The sequence below is a fragment of the Paenibacillus sp. NPDC056579 genome, assembly GCF_042793215.1.
In the GTDB taxonomy this organism is placed as follows: Bacteria; Bacillota; Bacilli; order Paenibacillales; family NBRC-103111; genus Paenibacillus_S.
The window spans coordinates 387,863-403,007 of sequence record NZ_JBHTVD010000005.1 but is presented as its reverse complement, the minus strand read 5'-3'; the positions used below and the strand labels follow the sequence as shown (position 1 = coordinate 403,007).

Below are 15,145 nucleotides of genomic sequence, written 5' to 3'. Positions count from 1 at the left end.
CGTATTTCCTGCTTACAGCCGAGAGTTTCGCTCCTCGGCAGCTTGCCCCTGCTCTGTAACGCAGATAAACCGCGTTACAGCATGCCCTGGCGTTACACTCCCCTGTAACGCGGAATTTCCTTCTTTCAGCCGAGAGTTCTGACCCTCGGCTTCATTCCCCAACACAGCAATACAAAAAAAACGCTCCATAGCAAAGGCTGCATATAGCAGCCCCTGTCTATGAAGCGCTTTTCCATCGCGTCACTCTTATTATTTTTTAGCCAAATATTTGCGGATATCAAAGGCTACTGCGGCAACAATGATCAAGCCTTTAATGATCAGCTGCCAATAAGGGCTGACGCCGATGAACGTAAGTCCGTAGTTGATGACTCCGAAGATCAGGACGCCTACCAGCACGCCAGGTACGGTTCCGATCCCTCCGGCCGTGGACACCCCGCCTACGACGCAGGCTGCGATGGCGTCCAGCTCGTACATGTTGCCGTAGTTGTTCGTCGCACCGCCGGTTCTTGCCGCTTCCAAAACGCCGCCAAGTCCATACAGAGCTCCCGCAAAGGCATAAATGTACAGCAAATTGCGCTTTACGTTAATCCCCGATACAGTAGCGGCCTGGATGTTGCCGCCGATGGCGTACATGTTCTTTCCGAGCCTCGTCTTATTGAACACAACCCAGACGATGAGCGCGACGACGATTGCGATGATGACAATATAAGGGATGGAATAAGAGCCGTTCTGACCGAAAAATCCGGTGCCCAAATTCGTGAAATCTTTGCGCAAGCCTGCAATCGGCTGTGATTCGTTCGGCTTCAAATCGAAGTAAATCGAGTTCGCCCCGTACACGATAACCATCGTGCCCAATGTGGCGATAAAGGGCGGCACGCTGAGCCGTGATACGATCCAGCCGTTAAGCAGTCCTACGACAAGCCCGGCGAGAATACCTATAGCAATCGGCGCCCACAAGGGCAAGTCAGGCATATCCGGGAAAAACCGTCGCGGATAATCCGACATTTGCAGCATGGAGGCGGATAATACAGCCGTCAGACCGACGACGCGCCCAGCGGACAAATCCGTGCCTCCGGTGATCAGGATGAACGCCATCCCGAGCGCAATAATGGCTCTCGTTGAATTTTGCAGCAAAATATCGCGCAAAATATCAATGGACAAAAATCGCGGATCCGATATCGCTATTCCTATGACGAGCACGATCAATACCATGTAGATCGCATTTTGCGTCAAAAAGTTACTTACTTTGTTGGTTTGCATTTTTGATCCTCCTAAGGGCTTTCCGAAGGAAAGCCATCTTCGTAAGCGATACTGGGCTTTCTGAAGGAAAGCCTTCTTCGTAAACTCCATATCACACCATATATTTGGTCGCCAGGCGCATAATCTCTTCTTCCGTCGCGTCGTTACCTTCCACAATGCCGGATAATCGGCCTTCGCACATCACCATGATGCGGTCGCTCATTCCGAGCAGCTCGGGCATTTCCGAGGAAATCATAATGATGCTCTTCCCCTGCTTCGCCAGATCGGCGATGATCGAATAGATCTCGAACTTGGCCCCGACGTCGATGCCGCGGGTCGGCTCATCGAGCAGCAATATGTCCGGCTCGGTCAACAGCCACCGGGCCAGCAGCACCTTTTGCTGGTTGCCTCCGGACAAGTTTTTGATCAGCTGCTTGACCGATGGCGTCTTCACGCGCAGCTGTTCTACGCTTCGCTCGGCCTCATCCCTGATTTTCCGTTCGTTCAGCAGGAAGAACGGATTAATGTACCGGTCGAGGTTGGCAATCGCCGTATTTTCCTGGATCGACAGCACCGGGAAAATCCCCGTAACCCGCCGTTCCTCGGTCAACAGCGCGATCTTATGCTTCTTCGCATCGATCGGCGCCTTGAAGCGCACCGGCTTGCCGCGCAGAGAGATCGTGCCGGCCGATACCGCGCGCAGGCCGAACAGCGCCTCGATCAATTCGGTTCGCTGAGCTCCGACGAGGCCGCCGAGCCCGAGCACTTCCCCTTTGCGAAGCTCGAAGGATACGTCCTTGAACGATTTGGCGATGGGCGAAGTGAGACCTTCCACCTTCAGCAGCACGTCCCCCGGCACATTGGTCCGCTCCGGGAACCGCTGGCTTAAATCGCGACCGACCATCCGGGTAATAATCAGATCGGTCGTCAGCTCCGCCGCCGGCCAAGTGCCGATCAGCTTGCCGTCCCGCATGATGGTCACTTCATCGGAAATACGCAATATTTCCTCCATTTTGTGCGAAATATAGATGATCGCTACGCCGCGGCTTTTCAGACTGTCGATAATTTTGAACAGCGCTTCGACTTCGTTACCCGTCAAGGACGAGGTAGGCTCATCCATAATAATGACTTTGGATTGAAACGATACGGCTTTGGCGATTTCAAGAGACTGCAGCTTCGAGACCGACATCGACCCCGCAAGCGCATTCGGATCGATATCCATTTCGAGCTCGCGGAACAGCTCTACCGTATCTTTATACATCTTTTTATGATCGACGAGCTGGAACGGCCCGATGCCCTTGAGCGGAAACCGTCCAAGCCAAATATTTTCCATCACATTGCGCTGCGGAATCGGGTGCAGCTCCTGATGAATCATAGATACGCCGTGATCCAGCGCATCCTTGGAGTTTTTCAAGTCCACCTTGCTGCCGTTCAAATAAATGTCGCCCCCATCGGGCGTATATATTCCGAAAAGACACTTCATCAGCGTCGATTTTCCAGCGCCATTTTCCCCCATCAGAGCATGTACCGTACCCGGACGAACCTTCAGCGTTACATTATCGAGCGCCTTCACACCGGGAAACTCCTTGGAGATGTTGTTCATTTCAAGTAAAAATCCGCTTTGCGTCACGGTAACGCCCCCTTCGAAAAAGAAAGCAAGGGTACAACGAAAGCACACATTGCCCCTTGCCCTGTCGTACTATTTGAAAAAAACGGAACATCGCTAACCTAAATCGCCTATTACACCTGTACCGAGCTAATGCTGCAATTTTTACAAAAGAACCGGATTATTTCGCGTCGTTCATGTTTTCTTTCGTAATTTTTTTGTATGGTACCCATACATATTTGCCGTCGGTAATTTCGTAGCCTGTATTGTCCTTATTAGGCGTTTGGCCTTGCGCCAGCACATTCGCCAGGTTAAAGGTTGCCTTTCCTTGGTTCTTCGCATCGTTCAGCACCGTACCGAGCAATGTGCCCTCTTCGAGCGCTTTTAGAGCGGGAGCCGTTGCGTCAACGCCTACGACAGGAACGTATTTGTTGTCCTTGAAGTAGCCTTTGGCCTTCAAAGCTTCAATAGCTCCGAGCGCCATATCGTCGTTGTTCGCGAATACGGCTTCGATTTTGTCGCCGTGGGATGCCAGGAATGCAGCCATTTTTTCTTGTCCTTTTACGCGGTCCCACATGGCGGTGTCTTCTGCCAGCTTTTGAACCTTGATACCTGCATCTTCCACGGCTTTGATCGAGAACTTGGTGCGCAGCTCGGCGTCCTGATGCCCTGGCTCGCCTTTCAGCATAACGTACTGCAGCGTGCCGTCCTTATTCTTGTCCGCTTCCGGATGGGATTTGAAATAGTCGACGACAAGCTGGCCTTCCATCGTGCCGGATTGCTCGGCCTTCGCGCCAACGTAGTACACTTTATCCCACTTCTTCATATCGTCGGCCAACGGCTCACGGTTAAAAAATACAACCGGCGTATTGGCAGCCTTCGCTTTGTCGATAATAACTCCAGCGCCTGTACGGTCAACCGGGTTGATGGCAAGCGCATTCACTTTCTTCGTAATGAACAAGTCGACTTTATCGTTTTGCGTCGGCTGCGAGTTTTGGCTGTCTACGATGTCCGCCTGCGCTTTGCCTTCAGCCGCACTCGAAATCGCGTTGCGCACTCCCGTCATGAACGTATCGTCGAATTTATAAATCGCAACGCCGAGCACCGGTTTTTTTGCAGCGCCGCCGGAACCGGTTGTTGCCCCTCCGCTTGATGCCCCTGTATTCGTTCCTCCCGTGCTGGCGCAGCCTACTGCCGTTGTGATCAACGCTGCCGCAAGAAGCGTGGATACGACCTTTTTCATATAAGTGACCTCCATTTGTTTAAAAAATGTAATCGTCTTTGCTTTCTCATTATCGTTTATGTTGGTTCAAAAGCACATGCAAAATTCTCATCTGTTCTATCGAAATTCTCATATGTTATTGGCAACTATTTGCTCGGCATGCGCAGCTCATCGATATCTATTCTGCTATACTGGGAGTAATGCGCTGCGGAGGTGAAGCTACCATGAGATACGATTTTTGCCCGAAATGCGGGGGAAAGCTTGCTCTGAACGAGCGAAAAGAAACAACCCGCCCTTATTGCACGGCTTGCGGCTTTATTTTTTATCAAAATCCTGCGGTCGGCGTTGCGGCCATCCTGCTGCGGGACAACAAAGTGCTGTTGGGCAAACGAAAAGGAAGCTACGAGGGGCAATGGTGCATTCCTTGCGGCTATGTCGAATGGGATGAGGATGTGTACGACGCGGCCCGGCGGGAGTTTCTCGAGGAGACAGGGTTAACGATTCGTATAACAGAAGTGTATTCCGTTCAGTCCAACTTTCATAATCCGGAGCAGCATACGGTGGGGATCTGGTTTATGGCCGAGGTGCTGGAGGGTGAGCTTGCCGCAGGGGACGATTTGCAGGATGCGGGATTTTTCTCGTATGACAAGCTGCCTGACTTAGCGTTTCCAACCGACGCAGAGGTGTTGAGGAAGTTAAAGGAGGAGCGGCTGCTGGCTTGAATGCAGCTAATGTTCTAGTGTGCAGCCGGCGTTCTGTCCTCTCTGAAGCAAAGCCGTGGTAGGTCCCGAAACCAAGACCAGTCGGCTACTAGAAAGGTTCATTACGCAAAAAACGCCGCGCCCGGCAGACCGCTTTCAAAAAGCGAGACTGTGCGGCGCGGCGATACAGTTAACCGAGCTTTTCCTGCAAAACAGCTGCAGCGTTTTCCCAATATTGCTTCATTTCGTCTCTCACATAGAAATCCGCCATATTTTCCTGATGAAAGCTGATGGTCAGCTTGCCGGTAGCCGTTGGGATCAAACGAATTTGCAGCGTCGAAGGCCGGTCCCAATCCTTCTTCTTCCATGTCAGCCGCAGCTGCTGCATCGGTTTCACGACACGCATTTCGCCGGAGATGCCCTCATCGGATTGAAACGTCTGGCCAGGCTGGAAATCGAGGGCTGGCAGTCCGCCGAGCCACAGCTTCATGCCTTCGGGTGAAGTGAGGAACGCCCATGCAGCCTCCGCCGTGACTGGATACGTTCTTCTTACGCCTACCTGATAGCCTGCGGATGCGGTCTTGCCGACAGGCTTGTTGCCCTTGAATTCCTCATAATGATCGGCTATCCGCCCGGCCGGTTCGATCCCAACCTCATACACGGAGGTCAGGTAATCCACCAATTGACCGTGAGACCAGTCCTTCTCCGCCTCCCGGCTCAGCACATCCATCCACGATGCAATGGTACGGCCCGTATCCGCTTCCACGGCTTGTTGCGATGAATAGTTGGTCAAACGAATTCCTCCTTTGATATAAAGTAAGTTATTCATAAAAACTATGTGGTAAGTCCTCTGGCAAACAGCTCGATGCTCGACTGCATAAATTCCTCCAAAGAAACGGCCGTCATGGATGATGCACCATACAGGCCGGTCATGAAGGCTCCATAGTTCATCCACATGAACGTCATGGCTTGCGCCTCGGAACGGGTCGGAATCATCCTGCCTTTGCTCTGCATGGATTCAAAATAGTCCGTCAGTCTTTCCTTCAGCTGACGCGGGTGCTTCTCCGCATGCTTCCGCAAATCCGCCAGCTCGTTATCCTGGAGCACGATTCGGATAAGCTTTCGATTTTGATGCATTATCTCATGGTACGTCTTGCTGATCAGCAGGAGGTCGTTGCGCAAATCCCACACCATCTCTTCCGCAAAAATACGCTGCATCTCGCCGGTATAATAAAACCGGTCGATCGCCTCCTCCAGAAGCTTCCGCTTGCTGCCGAAATACCGGAACAAGGTCATTTCACTAAACCCTGCCGACGCAGCGATTTCTTTGGTCGCAACGCCCTTGTATCCTCGTTCAGCCATCAAATCGATCGCTGCAGTCATCATTTTATCTTTATTGCTCAGCTTCTTCGTTGTCGGTGCCTCCATCTCTTAAGTCATTGCCAAAATGTTAGTAAACACTAACATTTTTCCTTCATTATATCGTTCTCACGCATATTGTCAATAGATGCAAGCCTTCATCTTGCCTGCTGCTCATTGCCGTATCTCGCGGGACTGCGCAAAAAAAACCGCATCCAATCCGAACGCGGCTTTTTCCTACGTTACTCCTGACAGCGGCTTTGCATAAATCCGATAAACGTACGTACCTGGTAAGCCAATATATCCTCATCGCGGTAAACAAGACAAATATGGCGCTGATTGACGTACCCCGGTAGGTCGCGCACCTCCAGCTCGCCCAGCTCGATCTCCCTTAAGATGCTTCGGCGAGGAAGAATTCCGATGCCCATGTTGAACTTGATCGATTCCTTGATCGTTTCGATTGCGCCTAGCTCCATCCGTACTTCCCACTGCAGCCCTACCTCGCGCGCCCATGCCTCCGACAGCTCACGCGACGTCGACCCCGGCTCGTGAACAAGGAACGGCTCCCCGCGCAGATCGTCCACTTCCAAGTCGGCCATTCCCGCCAACCGGTGATCGGTCGGCATCACCAGCTTCAACTCATCCGGAACGAGTGGAATGACATGCAGGCCGTCCAACGGCACATTCCGCAGCGAAACAACGGCGACGTCGATCTCGTACTCGCGCAGCAGGTTCAGTGTCGTTCCGGCTTTTTTCACGGTGAGCAGCGACATGACCTGCGGGAAGCTGGCCTGAAACGCCCTCATATAGGACGGCAAAAAGTAGGTTGCCGGTGTATAGCTCGCCCCGATCCGCAGCTTGCCCCTGCCCTGCTCCCGGTGCTCCTTCATCAAATGCTCCGCTTCATCCAGCAAAGCTGATATTCTGCGGGCATACGGCAGCAGCGCCGAGCCCGCATCGGTCAGCTGAAAATGGCGCAGCTGCTTCCGAAACAGCTCCACACCCAGCTCCTCCTCCAGCTTTTTCAAATGAAAGCTTACCGTCGGCTGGCGCAAACGCAGCTCCTCTGCCGCTTCGGATAATGTCCGCGAGCTCGCGGCTGTGGCAAACACCCTGATCTGCTGAATATTCACGGCTTCTCCCTCCCATCTTTCAGGCTTATTATAGAATCTATCTATACAACGATCAATATCTATAGAAGTTATTTAACAAAACCTTTGCACTCCGTTTACCTTGCTCTTACATTACTGCGTTAAAGTAAATATTGAACAGGACAAGAACAAGAAAACGGGAGGTTACAATCAGATGCTACGTATAAAAAACAAAACGGCAAGTATGGGAGCTATCGCACTATCTCTAACTTTACTCTTCACAGGATGCGGCAGCAAAACCGAGCCTACGGCAGCAGGCTCCGCCCCCGCGGCGACAAAAGAAAGCACCGCTGCCGCCACTCCTACCCCTGCTCCTGCCAAATCGACGGAGCCTTTGACCGTCTACTTGAACGATTTCGACGAGATTATCGGGCCGATGTTCGAGAAAGCTAGCGGCTACAAGCTGAACATTGTGAGCGGCAACGGCGCGGAGATCATGTCCCGGATCGAAGCGGAGAAAGGGAATCCGCACTGGGATGTCGTGTGGATGGATGCGATGCCGTCGATTCATCAGCTCGGCAAAAACGGACAGCTGCTTGAAGGCTGGTCGCCCAAGAACGTGGACGGTTTGACCGATTTCGCCAAAAAGCTCATCCCGGCCAACAAATCGTACTATGCAACCGGCGCGCATGCCGCATCCGTTCTAATCTACAACACGAAAGCCATCGACGCGGCCAAAGCTCCAAAAACATGGAGCGACCTGTCTAAGCCGGAATTTAAAAATATCGTAGGCATGGCCGATCCTGCCGTCGCCGCACCTGCTTATCCGTTCGTAGCCTGGTTCTTCAACAATCAAGGAATGGACGGCGGCAAAAAATATTTCGACAGCGTCCTTGCAAACGGGGTCAAAGTATACCCTAAAAACCCGAATGTTTCCACCGCGCTGACCGGAGGAGAAATCAAAGTAGCCGCCCTGCAAGAAAGCAACGCATATATCATGAAAAACAAGAAAGAGCCTGTAGAAATCGTATGGCCGGAGGAAGGCGCTCCCGCTTCCGTACGAGTGGCAGCGATTCAAAAGCAAACGAAAAAAATGGATGCAGCGAAAGCGTTCGTTGAATTCATCCTTGATCCGAAGACGCAGCAGGAGCTGATCGACAAAGGGGAAGAGAGCTATTTCGAACCGTCCGCCAAAGGTGTAACGGCGAAAAAAGACCGTGCCGCGAACGCCAAGCTCGTCGTAGCCGATCCGGAATGGGCGGCATCGCATGAAGCCGAAATTAAAACCTGGTTTGCCGACAAAGCGGTGAAATAATCGCATGAAACCATTACTTGCAGAAAACAGGACAGGCTGGCTGGTGCTGGCCGTCCTCCTGCTTCTTATTTTACTGCCGCTGGGCGCGGTCATTATTCAAGTGCTGCTGCCGGGCGTTTTTTTCGGGAATCTCGTCTTTGGCGATTTATCCCTCTTGCTGGAAGTGTTCCGCCGGCCCCTGTGGCTCGCTTCCCTGAAAAATTCGGTCACCCTCGGCGTCGGGACGACGATTACAGCGACCCTGCTTGGCGCCGCTCTGGCTACGCTTCGTTCACGCTGGAAGTTTCCGACGGCCAAGCTGCTTGATCTATCCGTATGGCTGCTGATCATTACGCCATCGTTCATTTTGGCTCAGGGCTGGGTCATGTTCGCTTCCGCCAACGGGCTGGCCAAGCAATGGTTCGGCTGGACCTGGCTGCACGGACTGATTTTTCAGCCTGTCGGTTTGATCCTGGTTATGACATTAAGCAAATTTCCATTGGCTTATTTGACCGTTTACTCGGCATTGGAATGGAAGGTCGATCAATTCCGCGACGCAGCCCGGCTGAACGGCGGCTCGCCATGGACCGTGTGGCGCACGGTGCAGGCTCCTTTGCTTTTTCCGGCCTACTGCTCCGGCGCTATGCTCGTCTTCATGGATACCGTAGGAGATTTCGGGCTGCCCGCTTCCATTGCTACGGTATTCCGGTTTCCGACACTGCCTTATTCGATCTATTCGGCCTTGTACACATCGCCGATCCGCTTCGATATGGCGGGGGTACTGTCGTTCTATCTCGTTCTCTTGATTGCGCTCGCTATGATCGTGCAAATGTTCGCCATGCGCCGGGCACGATTCGACTTCCTGTCTTCCCGGGCAACTAAGAGCGAAGCCGTTAAACCGAGAAAGGGCGCCGTCGGCCTCGCAGTTGGAAATATTCTCCTTTTGGGGGTCGTAATTGGTATTCCGGTAGGGTCCAATATATTGATGTCGTTCACCGCTTCGTCGGGAGCCAGCTTGACGCTGGATCATTACCGCAAGCTGTTCATGAACAATTCGGTGCTGCGGGAAGGATTCACCCACTCGTTGGAAATCGCAGCCGTAGCCGGAATCATTGGTCTGATCGTCGGTTTTCTCGTCGCTTACGTGCTGACCTATTCCCAATTTGCGCTGCGCCGCGTCATTGATGTGATTTCCCTTGTATCGCTCGCCGTGCCCGGTGTCGTGCTCGGTATCGGATACATTTTCATCTGGAACCAGAAATGGCTGGATTCCATCGGCCTCCTGCTGTATGGAACGCCTTGGATTCTTGTGCTCGCCAGCGTCGCCGGAGCCATTCCGGTCATTACCCGAATCATCGTCGGCGCGATGGCGAAGGTGCCTCACCAGCTGCTTTCCGCAGCCCAAATGCAAGGAGCCGGCTTCACCAAGCGGCTTACGACGATTCTTGTTCCTTTGCTTAAAGGAGCGCTAGTATCAGCCGGTCTCGCCGCTTTCGGCGCCAGTGTGTTCGATTTGGCCGTTACGTCGATATTGTTTCCGCCTAATTTCATGACCTTGCCGGTCGTGATCAACAAGGCGTTCGAGGACCTGCAATTCGGTTATGCCTCTGCGGCCACCATTGTCGGCGGAGGTCTTGTCATCCTCATCATCGGTATCGTCGAGCGGTTGTTCAAACGCAAGCACAATGCGCCATCATCTTCATGAAGGAGAACGTCCCTATGAATTCAACGATTCTGGAAGTGCACGAATTGCGCAAAACGTACGGAGCCTTCACCGCGCTGTCGGGAGTGAATTTCTCCGTCCGCTCCGGTGAAATCATCAGTGTGCTGGGGCCGTCCGGCTGCGGCAAATCGACGCTGCTGCAATTGATTGCCGGCCTGCAGCAGCCGGATTCGGGAGAAATCCGTCTTCGCGGAGCGGTCGTAAGCTCGGCGGCACGGCTCGTACCTCCAGAGAAACGAAGCATCAATATGGTGTTCCAGGATTATGCGTTATGGCCCCATATGACGGTTTACGATAATATCGCGTACGGCCTGCATCGCCGGAAAGCTCCGGCCCCAGAGCGCGAGCGTAAAATTAAGGAGCTCGTCTCGCTCCTTCACCTGGAAGGTCTGGAGCAGCGGCTGCCGCCCCAATTGTCGGGAGGACAGCAGCAGCGCGTCGCCATTGCCCGGGCGCTGGCTACCGAGCCGGATCTTCTATTGCTTGACGAGCCGTTATCGAATCTGGATATGCGGCTTCGCATTGAGATGAGGACGGAAATGGGGTACTTGTTCCGGCGTTTGGGCACTACGGTGTTCCATGTCACGCACGATCCCGATGAGGCGTTCGCTCTTGCCGACCGTATGGTGGTCATGCGCGCAGGCCGCATCGACCAGCTGGATGTGCCGCAGGCTTGCTACAGCATGCCGGCCACCCGCTCCGTCGCTTCCCTTCTCGGAGCCGGCAACCGGCTGCAGGGCCAATGGGTCGGCACTAGCGCTCAACCGGCAGTACGTATTCAGGATGAAGTGATTGAATGCTTGATGCCTGCCGGTACGGTGCCGTCAACGGAACAAGTCGACTTGCTGTTCCGGCCCGAGGATGTGCATTGGATCGACAGTGCTCACGAAGAAGTTGCCGCCGCTGCAAGCCTATCCGGGCAAACCGTTAACGGCAAGCATGGCGAGCGCTCGGTTCCTGCCAACCTTCTTCCGGTACGGATTGTTCACTGTGCCTTTGAAGGCTCCAAATGGAGGCTGCTCGCATCGACGCCGGATGGGCAGAAGCTGGCCTTTATGCACCCTATCTCACTGGAACCGGGGACCTCGGGCTGCGTCGCCATTTCTTCGAAATCAGCTTATGTTTATCCCCATGAAGACGAAAGGTAGAGAACCATGTCCCGAATCCTGGCTATTTCCGATATACACGGTCATACCGACGGCGTCCGTTTGTTGTTGGAAGCCGCACGTTACGAACCCGGCGTAGACGAATTATTTTTGCTTGGCGACTATATCGATTACGATCCTAGCACATGGAGTGCGCTCGACGATATCCGTCAATTGACGGCGGGCGGCGCCCGCGCCATAGCCGGCAATATGGAAACGTGGCTATGCTCCACACCTAACGAACGGTCAAGCGTTCAAGACGCCGGCCCGGCGTTAGCATCCTGGCTGGATTTTGCCGGAGCCCTGCCTTACTACCAGCTTCACACTTCCTTTTTGTTCGTGCATGCGGGTCTGCGTCCGGGACTTAAGCTGGAGGATCAGCTGCCTGCCGATTTGACGGGCATCCGCGAGCCGTTCTTGCTGACCCGGAACCCGTATCCTCTTCCGGTTATTTTTGGCCATACGCCGACACGCCGCATGGGAGCTGCTCCCGGTGAAATCTGGGTTGGACCGGGCATAATCGGCATCGATACCGGCGCCAAGCACGGCCTGCGGCTGTCGCTGGTCAACCTGACGAATCAGACCGTCTATTCGTGCTCCACCGACCCTGACAACCTGTATGGCGACATGCGCTTCACCGCGTGGGTAAGCCATCCGTATGCTTTACGAAAGTAGCCATTGTTCATAATGACATACCATCATAAACGTTATAGGAGTGCTCACAATGAAACGTAAAATGAAACGCAAACCCGCCATTCTTTCTTTAGCTTCCGTATGCCTTATCGCATCTTCCGTTGCCGCCCCTGCAGCTTACGCCAAAACAGACGATATCCAGCTCCGTCCCGCTATCGAGAATATGGAAGGTCAAGTGAAGTGGAACGAAGCCGAACGGTCGGTAGCCATCCAAGCAGGAAGCGTTCAAGCGAAGGTGATCATCGACAGCGCCGACGCGGAAGTACAGGGCAAGAAATCCTCTTTGGACAAAAAGCCGTATATCCAAGACGGCTCAACCTTTGTTTCTCCGGCAACATTCAAACAAATCCAGACCCAGCTCCTCCAAGCGCAAAATATAAGCGGCTTTGAGCTCGCAGCTACCTTCTCCATGCCGGGCAAGAATGCTGAAATCGTCTCCTCGACTCCGGACGGCAAAACGCTTCTGGTAACCGAAGCATCGCTTGGCTCCATCAGCATCGTTTCGATCGATGACCTGAACAACATTCAAGCCTTGAAGCAAGTCAGCTTCAAATCGGTATCCGGGCAAGCCGAGGTCACCAGCGTAGCCGTAATGCCAAACGGCAAGCATGCGCTTGTGGCCGTCCGTAAAGGCGACGACGTCGATCATGCGAACAAAGGCGCTCTGGCCGTAGTCGATATCGCAGCAGGCACCATCGTCAAAACGTACGAAGTAGGCATCGGGCCTGATGCCGTCACTATCTCCAAAGACGGCACGGCCGCCGTCGTATGCATCGAGGATGAAGAGCTCGATCCTGCTCTGGAGGAAATTGATTTCTCCCGTGTGAAGCGTCCCGGCTCCATTGCCGTCTTCTCGTTTCCTAATGGCGATGCATTGAACGGAACGATGACGGATATTCCTCTCGATCTTACGAATGCAGGACCGGATGTTACGTATCCGAACGACCCTCAGCCTGAATATGCGGCCATCAGCCCGGACGGCACCACTGCAGCGGTTACTTTACAGGAAAACAACGCAATTGCACTGGTCGACCTGAAGGACAAGAAAGTAACGAAAGTATTCGGTCTCGGCACCACCAAGCATAAAGCCGATTTGAAAAATGACGGCATCATCGCCTTCAAGGATGATTTGACGGCGCGTCCCGAGGCGGATGGTATCGTATGGAGCGCGGACGGCCGCTACTTGTATACGGCCAATGAAGGGGATCTGGGCAAAGACGAGTTTAAGGACGGGGTCAAATCCGGCGGCCGCAACATTATGGCCTGGGACCTGAACGGCTCCGTAGTATACGACAGCATGGAGCTTATCGACCGCTCCAATGCCAAGGTCGGCTTGTATCCCGACGACCGCAGCCCTAACCGCGGCAGCGAGGTTGAGAACTTGACGCTGGGCGAAGTGGACGGCAAGCAAATTTTGGCCGTGTGCTCCGAGCGCGCAAGCACGATCTTGTTCTTCGATGTTACGGATGCTGCCAAGCCTTCATACTTAGGTCTAGTCCCTGCCGGCGGCACAGCTCCGGAAGGTATTCACAAAGTGAATGGGCGCGATTTGTTCGTTAGCGCTGAAGAAGAAACAGGAACTTTGAGCTTCTACCAATACACCAAGAAGTAATTATTCCACCACTGTGCAAAAAAAGAAGTCCCGGAACCTGATGCCGGGGCTTCCTTCTATTTTATTGAACTTTATAATAAAAACGGCACTATCGTCTCCAGCTGCATGCCTCTCGAGCCTTTCAACAGTATGGCGTCACGTTCTTTCAGGCTGCATATCAGCTCCTTCACGAGCTCTTCCTTGTCTTCGAACGATCGCACCCTGCCGCTGCCGGGAGGGAATCTTTTCTCCGCCTCTAATGCAATGTACTTCCCGAGAGAACCGATGGTGAAGACAAAATCAATGGCACCGGGATCAATAGTTCTGCCAATGTCCCGATGATATTCTTCCTCCTGCTCACCCAGCTCCAGCATATCGCCCAGAACAAGAAACCTCCTGGAAAACCCTTCTAGTTGTTTCACTGCATCAATCGCAGCGGCCATCGATATCGGGCTGGCGTTCCACGCATCATTAATGATCAAAAATCCATGAGGCGACATGATCTTTTCCATTCTCATGCCGGTTAGAGTCAACGCTTGAAAGCCCTCGGCAATTTTATCTGCCGGAATCCCAAGCTGCGAGGCGGCTGCAGCGGCTGCCAACGCATTTTGGACATTGTGCGCGCCGAGCAGCGGGATACGATACTTAGCGGAGCCGACTGTAAACGAGGAGCCTTCGGAATCCGTTTCAACCGTTTCGGCACGAATGTCGTTGGATGGCCTTTCGCCGAACCTTACCGCTTTAAACGGCTTGCTCCGCTGAAGCTCCTCGATACGGTTAACAAGTAAAGGCTCGTCACCGCTGTAAATCAGAACCCCTTCGTCCGTCATTCCGCTGACGATTTCCAGCTTAGCCTCGGCGATATTTTCGCGCGAACCGAGCGATGACAAATGAGACACGCCAATCATTGTAATGATTGCAGTATCGGGTCGGCACATGAGCGACAGACGCTCGATCTGCCCTCTTTCGCTCATTCCCATCTCAATGACGGCAACGTCGTCATTATCGCTTATTTGCAGCAGAGTCAATGGAACGCCGATCTGACTGTTTAAATTTCCCGCCGTCTTATGAACGCGATAGGTCGTCGCTGCTACCGAATTGATCATGTCCTTCGTCGTTGTCTTGCCGTTGCTGCCGGTAATGCCAATGACTTTAACCGGGAGCTCCCGGCGGTAAGCGGCTGCGATCCTTTGAAGCGCCTCCAAACTATCGTCCACGTAAATAAGCGGAACATCCTGCGGAGGATTCGGATGGCTAGTTTGCCATAAGGAAGCAACGGCCCCGCCAGCAATGGCTTCTTGGACATAGTCGTGACCATTGAGCTGCCGAACGATCGGGACAAACAGATCTCCCTTCGTAACGTTTCGCGAATCAATCGTCACTCCTCGAATCTCAAGCTCATCGTATCGAGAGGACAGTCCGTGTCCTCCCGCCATCTGTTCAATGACTTTCAGCTTGCGGCAAATCATCGGCAGGTCACT

The 15,145-nt window shown here is 53.3% G+C and carries 13 protein-coding genes; 6 read left to right on the top strand and 7 right to left on the bottom strand.

All coding sequences use genetic code 11. The annotated features are described in order from the left end of the window. Window positions 1-249: 249 nt before the first annotated feature. The 3 genes from mglC to ACFQ88_RS21490 form a co-directional block, all read right to left on the bottom strand. Window positions 250-1,260, bottom strand: coding sequence for a galactose/methyl galactoside ABC transporter permease MglC (gene mglC / locus ACFQ88_RS21500; protein WP_379456533.1), 1,011 nt, complete (start codon window positions 1,258-1,260; stop codon window positions 250-252). 91 nt (window positions 1,261-1,351) lie between these two features. Then, window positions 1,352-2,869 (bottom strand): sugar ABC transporter ATP-binding protein, encoded by a 1,518-nt coding sequence (locus ACFQ88_RS21495; protein ID WP_379456531.1) that lies wholly within the window; start codon window positions 2,867-2,869, stop codon window positions 1,352-1,354. A 157-nt stretch (window positions 2,870-3,026) separates the two neighbouring features. Further along, window positions 3,027-4,088, bottom strand: a complete 1,062-nt coding sequence (locus tag ACFQ88_RS21490; protein ID WP_379456529.1) for a galactose ABC transporter substrate-binding protein — start codon at window positions 4,086-4,088, stop codon at window positions 3,027-3,029. Window positions 4,089-4,291: 203 nt separating this feature from the next. Here ACFQ88_RS21490 and ACFQ88_RS21485 point away from each other — a divergent pair, with 203 nt between their 5' ends. Next, window positions 4,292-4,789, top strand: a complete 498-nt coding sequence (locus ACFQ88_RS21485) for an NUDIX hydrolase (protein ID WP_239632053.1) — start codon at window positions 4,292-4,294, stop codon at window positions 4,787-4,789. A 169-nt stretch (window positions 4,790-4,958) separates the two neighbouring features. On the opposite strand, the gene ACFQ88_RS21480 is transcribed toward ACFQ88_RS21485, so the two are convergent. The 3 genes from ACFQ88_RS21480 to ACFQ88_RS21470 form a co-directional block, all read right to left on the bottom strand. Continuing rightward, a complete protein-coding gene (locus ACFQ88_RS21480; protein WP_379456527.1) occupies window positions 4,959-5,561 on the bottom strand; it encodes an SRPBCC family protein in 603 nt (200 codons plus the stop codon). Window positions 5,562-5,602: 41 nt separating this feature from the next. Continuing rightward, window positions 5,603-6,196, bottom strand: a complete 594-nt coding sequence (locus ACFQ88_RS21475) for a TetR/AcrR family transcriptional regulator (protein ID WP_379456525.1) — start codon at window positions 6,194-6,196, stop codon at window positions 5,603-5,605. Window positions 6,197-6,369: 173 nt separating this feature from the next. Then, window positions 6,370-7,260: a LysR family transcriptional regulator gene (locus ACFQ88_RS21470; protein WP_239632047.1), complete on the bottom strand. Its 891-nt coding sequence runs from the start codon at window positions 7,258-7,260 to the stop codon at window positions 6,370-6,372. A 172-nt stretch (window positions 7,261-7,432) separates the two neighbouring features. Here ACFQ88_RS21470 and ACFQ88_RS21465 point away from each other — a divergent pair, with 172 nt between their 5' ends. The 5 genes from ACFQ88_RS21465 to ACFQ88_RS21445 are packed head-to-tail and all read left to right on the top strand — an operon-like array spanning window position 7,433 to window position 13,685. Next, window positions 7,433-8,533 carry an extracellular solute-binding protein gene (locus ACFQ88_RS21465; RefSeq protein ID WP_379456523.1) on the top strand — a complete coding sequence of 367 codons (1,101 nt, stop codon included), beginning with the start codon at window positions 7,433-7,435 and terminating at the stop codon, window positions 8,531-8,533. A gap of 4 nt (window positions 8,534-8,537) precedes the next feature. Then, entirely contained in the window at window positions 8,538-10,217 is a 1,680-nt protein-coding gene (locus ACFQ88_RS21460; protein ID WP_379456521.1) for an ABC transporter permease, read from the top strand. Between the two features lie 14 nt (window positions 10,218-10,231). Continuing rightward, window positions 10,232-11,383: an ABC transporter ATP-binding protein gene (locus ACFQ88_RS21455; RefSeq protein WP_379456518.1), complete on the top strand. Its 1,152-nt coding sequence runs from the start codon at window positions 10,232-10,234 to the stop codon at window positions 11,381-11,383. A gap of 6 nt (window positions 11,384-11,389) precedes the next feature. Next, a complete protein-coding gene (locus ACFQ88_RS21450; protein WP_379456516.1) occupies window positions 11,390-12,055 on the top strand; it encodes a metallophosphoesterase family protein in 666 nt (221 codons plus the stop codon). Window positions 12,056-12,104: 49 nt separating this feature from the next. Further along, a complete protein-coding gene (locus tag ACFQ88_RS21445; RefSeq protein WP_379456514.1) occupies window positions 12,105-13,685 on the top strand; it encodes a choice-of-anchor I domain-containing protein in 1,581 nt (526 codons plus the stop codon). Between the two features lie 71 nt (window positions 13,686-13,756). Here ACFQ88_RS21445 and ACFQ88_RS21440 read toward each other — a convergent pair whose 3' ends face one another. Beyond that, window positions 13,757-15,133, bottom strand: a complete 1,377-nt coding sequence (locus tag ACFQ88_RS21440; RefSeq protein WP_379456512.1) for a UDP-N-acetylmuramoyl-tripeptide--D-alanyl-D-alanine ligase — start codon at window positions 15,131-15,133, stop codon at window positions 13,757-13,759. Window positions 15,134-15,145: the final 12 nt, after the last annotated feature.

Excerpts from the sequence above, each read along its gene's own strand:
- mglC (WP_379456533.1), bottom strand. The coding sequence starts at position 1,260 with ATGCAAACCAACAAAGTAAGTAACTTTTTGACGCAAAATGCGATCTAC.
- ACFQ88_RS21490 (WP_379456529.1), bottom strand. The coding sequence starts at position 4,088 with ATGAAAAAGGTCGTATCCACGCTTCTTGCGGCAGCGTTGATCACAACG.
- ACFQ88_RS21485 (WP_239632053.1), top strand. The coding sequence starts at position 4,292 with ATGAGATACGATTTTTGCCCGAAATGCGGGGGAAAGCTTGCTCTGAAC.
- ACFQ88_RS21475 (WP_379456525.1), bottom strand. The coding sequence starts at position 6,196 with ATGGAGGCACCGACAACGAAGAAGCTGAGCAATAAAGATAAAATGATG.
- ACFQ88_RS21465 (WP_379456523.1), top strand. The coding sequence starts at position 7,433 with ATGCTACGTATAAAAAACAAAACGGCAAGTATGGGAGCTATCGCACTA.
- ACFQ88_RS21460 (WP_379456521.1), top strand. The coding sequence starts at position 8,538 with ATGAAACCATTACTTGCAGAAAACAGGACAGGCTGGCTGGTGCTGGCC.
- ACFQ88_RS21455 (WP_379456518.1), top strand. The coding sequence starts at position 10,232 with ATGAATTCAACGATTCTGGAAGTGCACGAATTGCGCAAAACGTACGGA.
- ACFQ88_RS21450 (WP_379456516.1), top strand. The coding sequence starts at position 11,390 with ATGTCCCGAATCCTGGCTATTTCCGATATACACGGTCATACCGACGGC.
- ACFQ88_RS21445 (WP_379456514.1), top strand. The coding sequence starts at position 12,105 with ATGAAACGTAAAATGAAACGCAAACCCGCCATTCTTTCTTTAGCTTCC.
- ACFQ88_RS21440 (WP_379456512.1), bottom strand. The coding sequence starts at position 15,133 with ATGATTTGCCGCAAGCTGAAAGTCATTGAACAGATGGCGGGAGGACAC.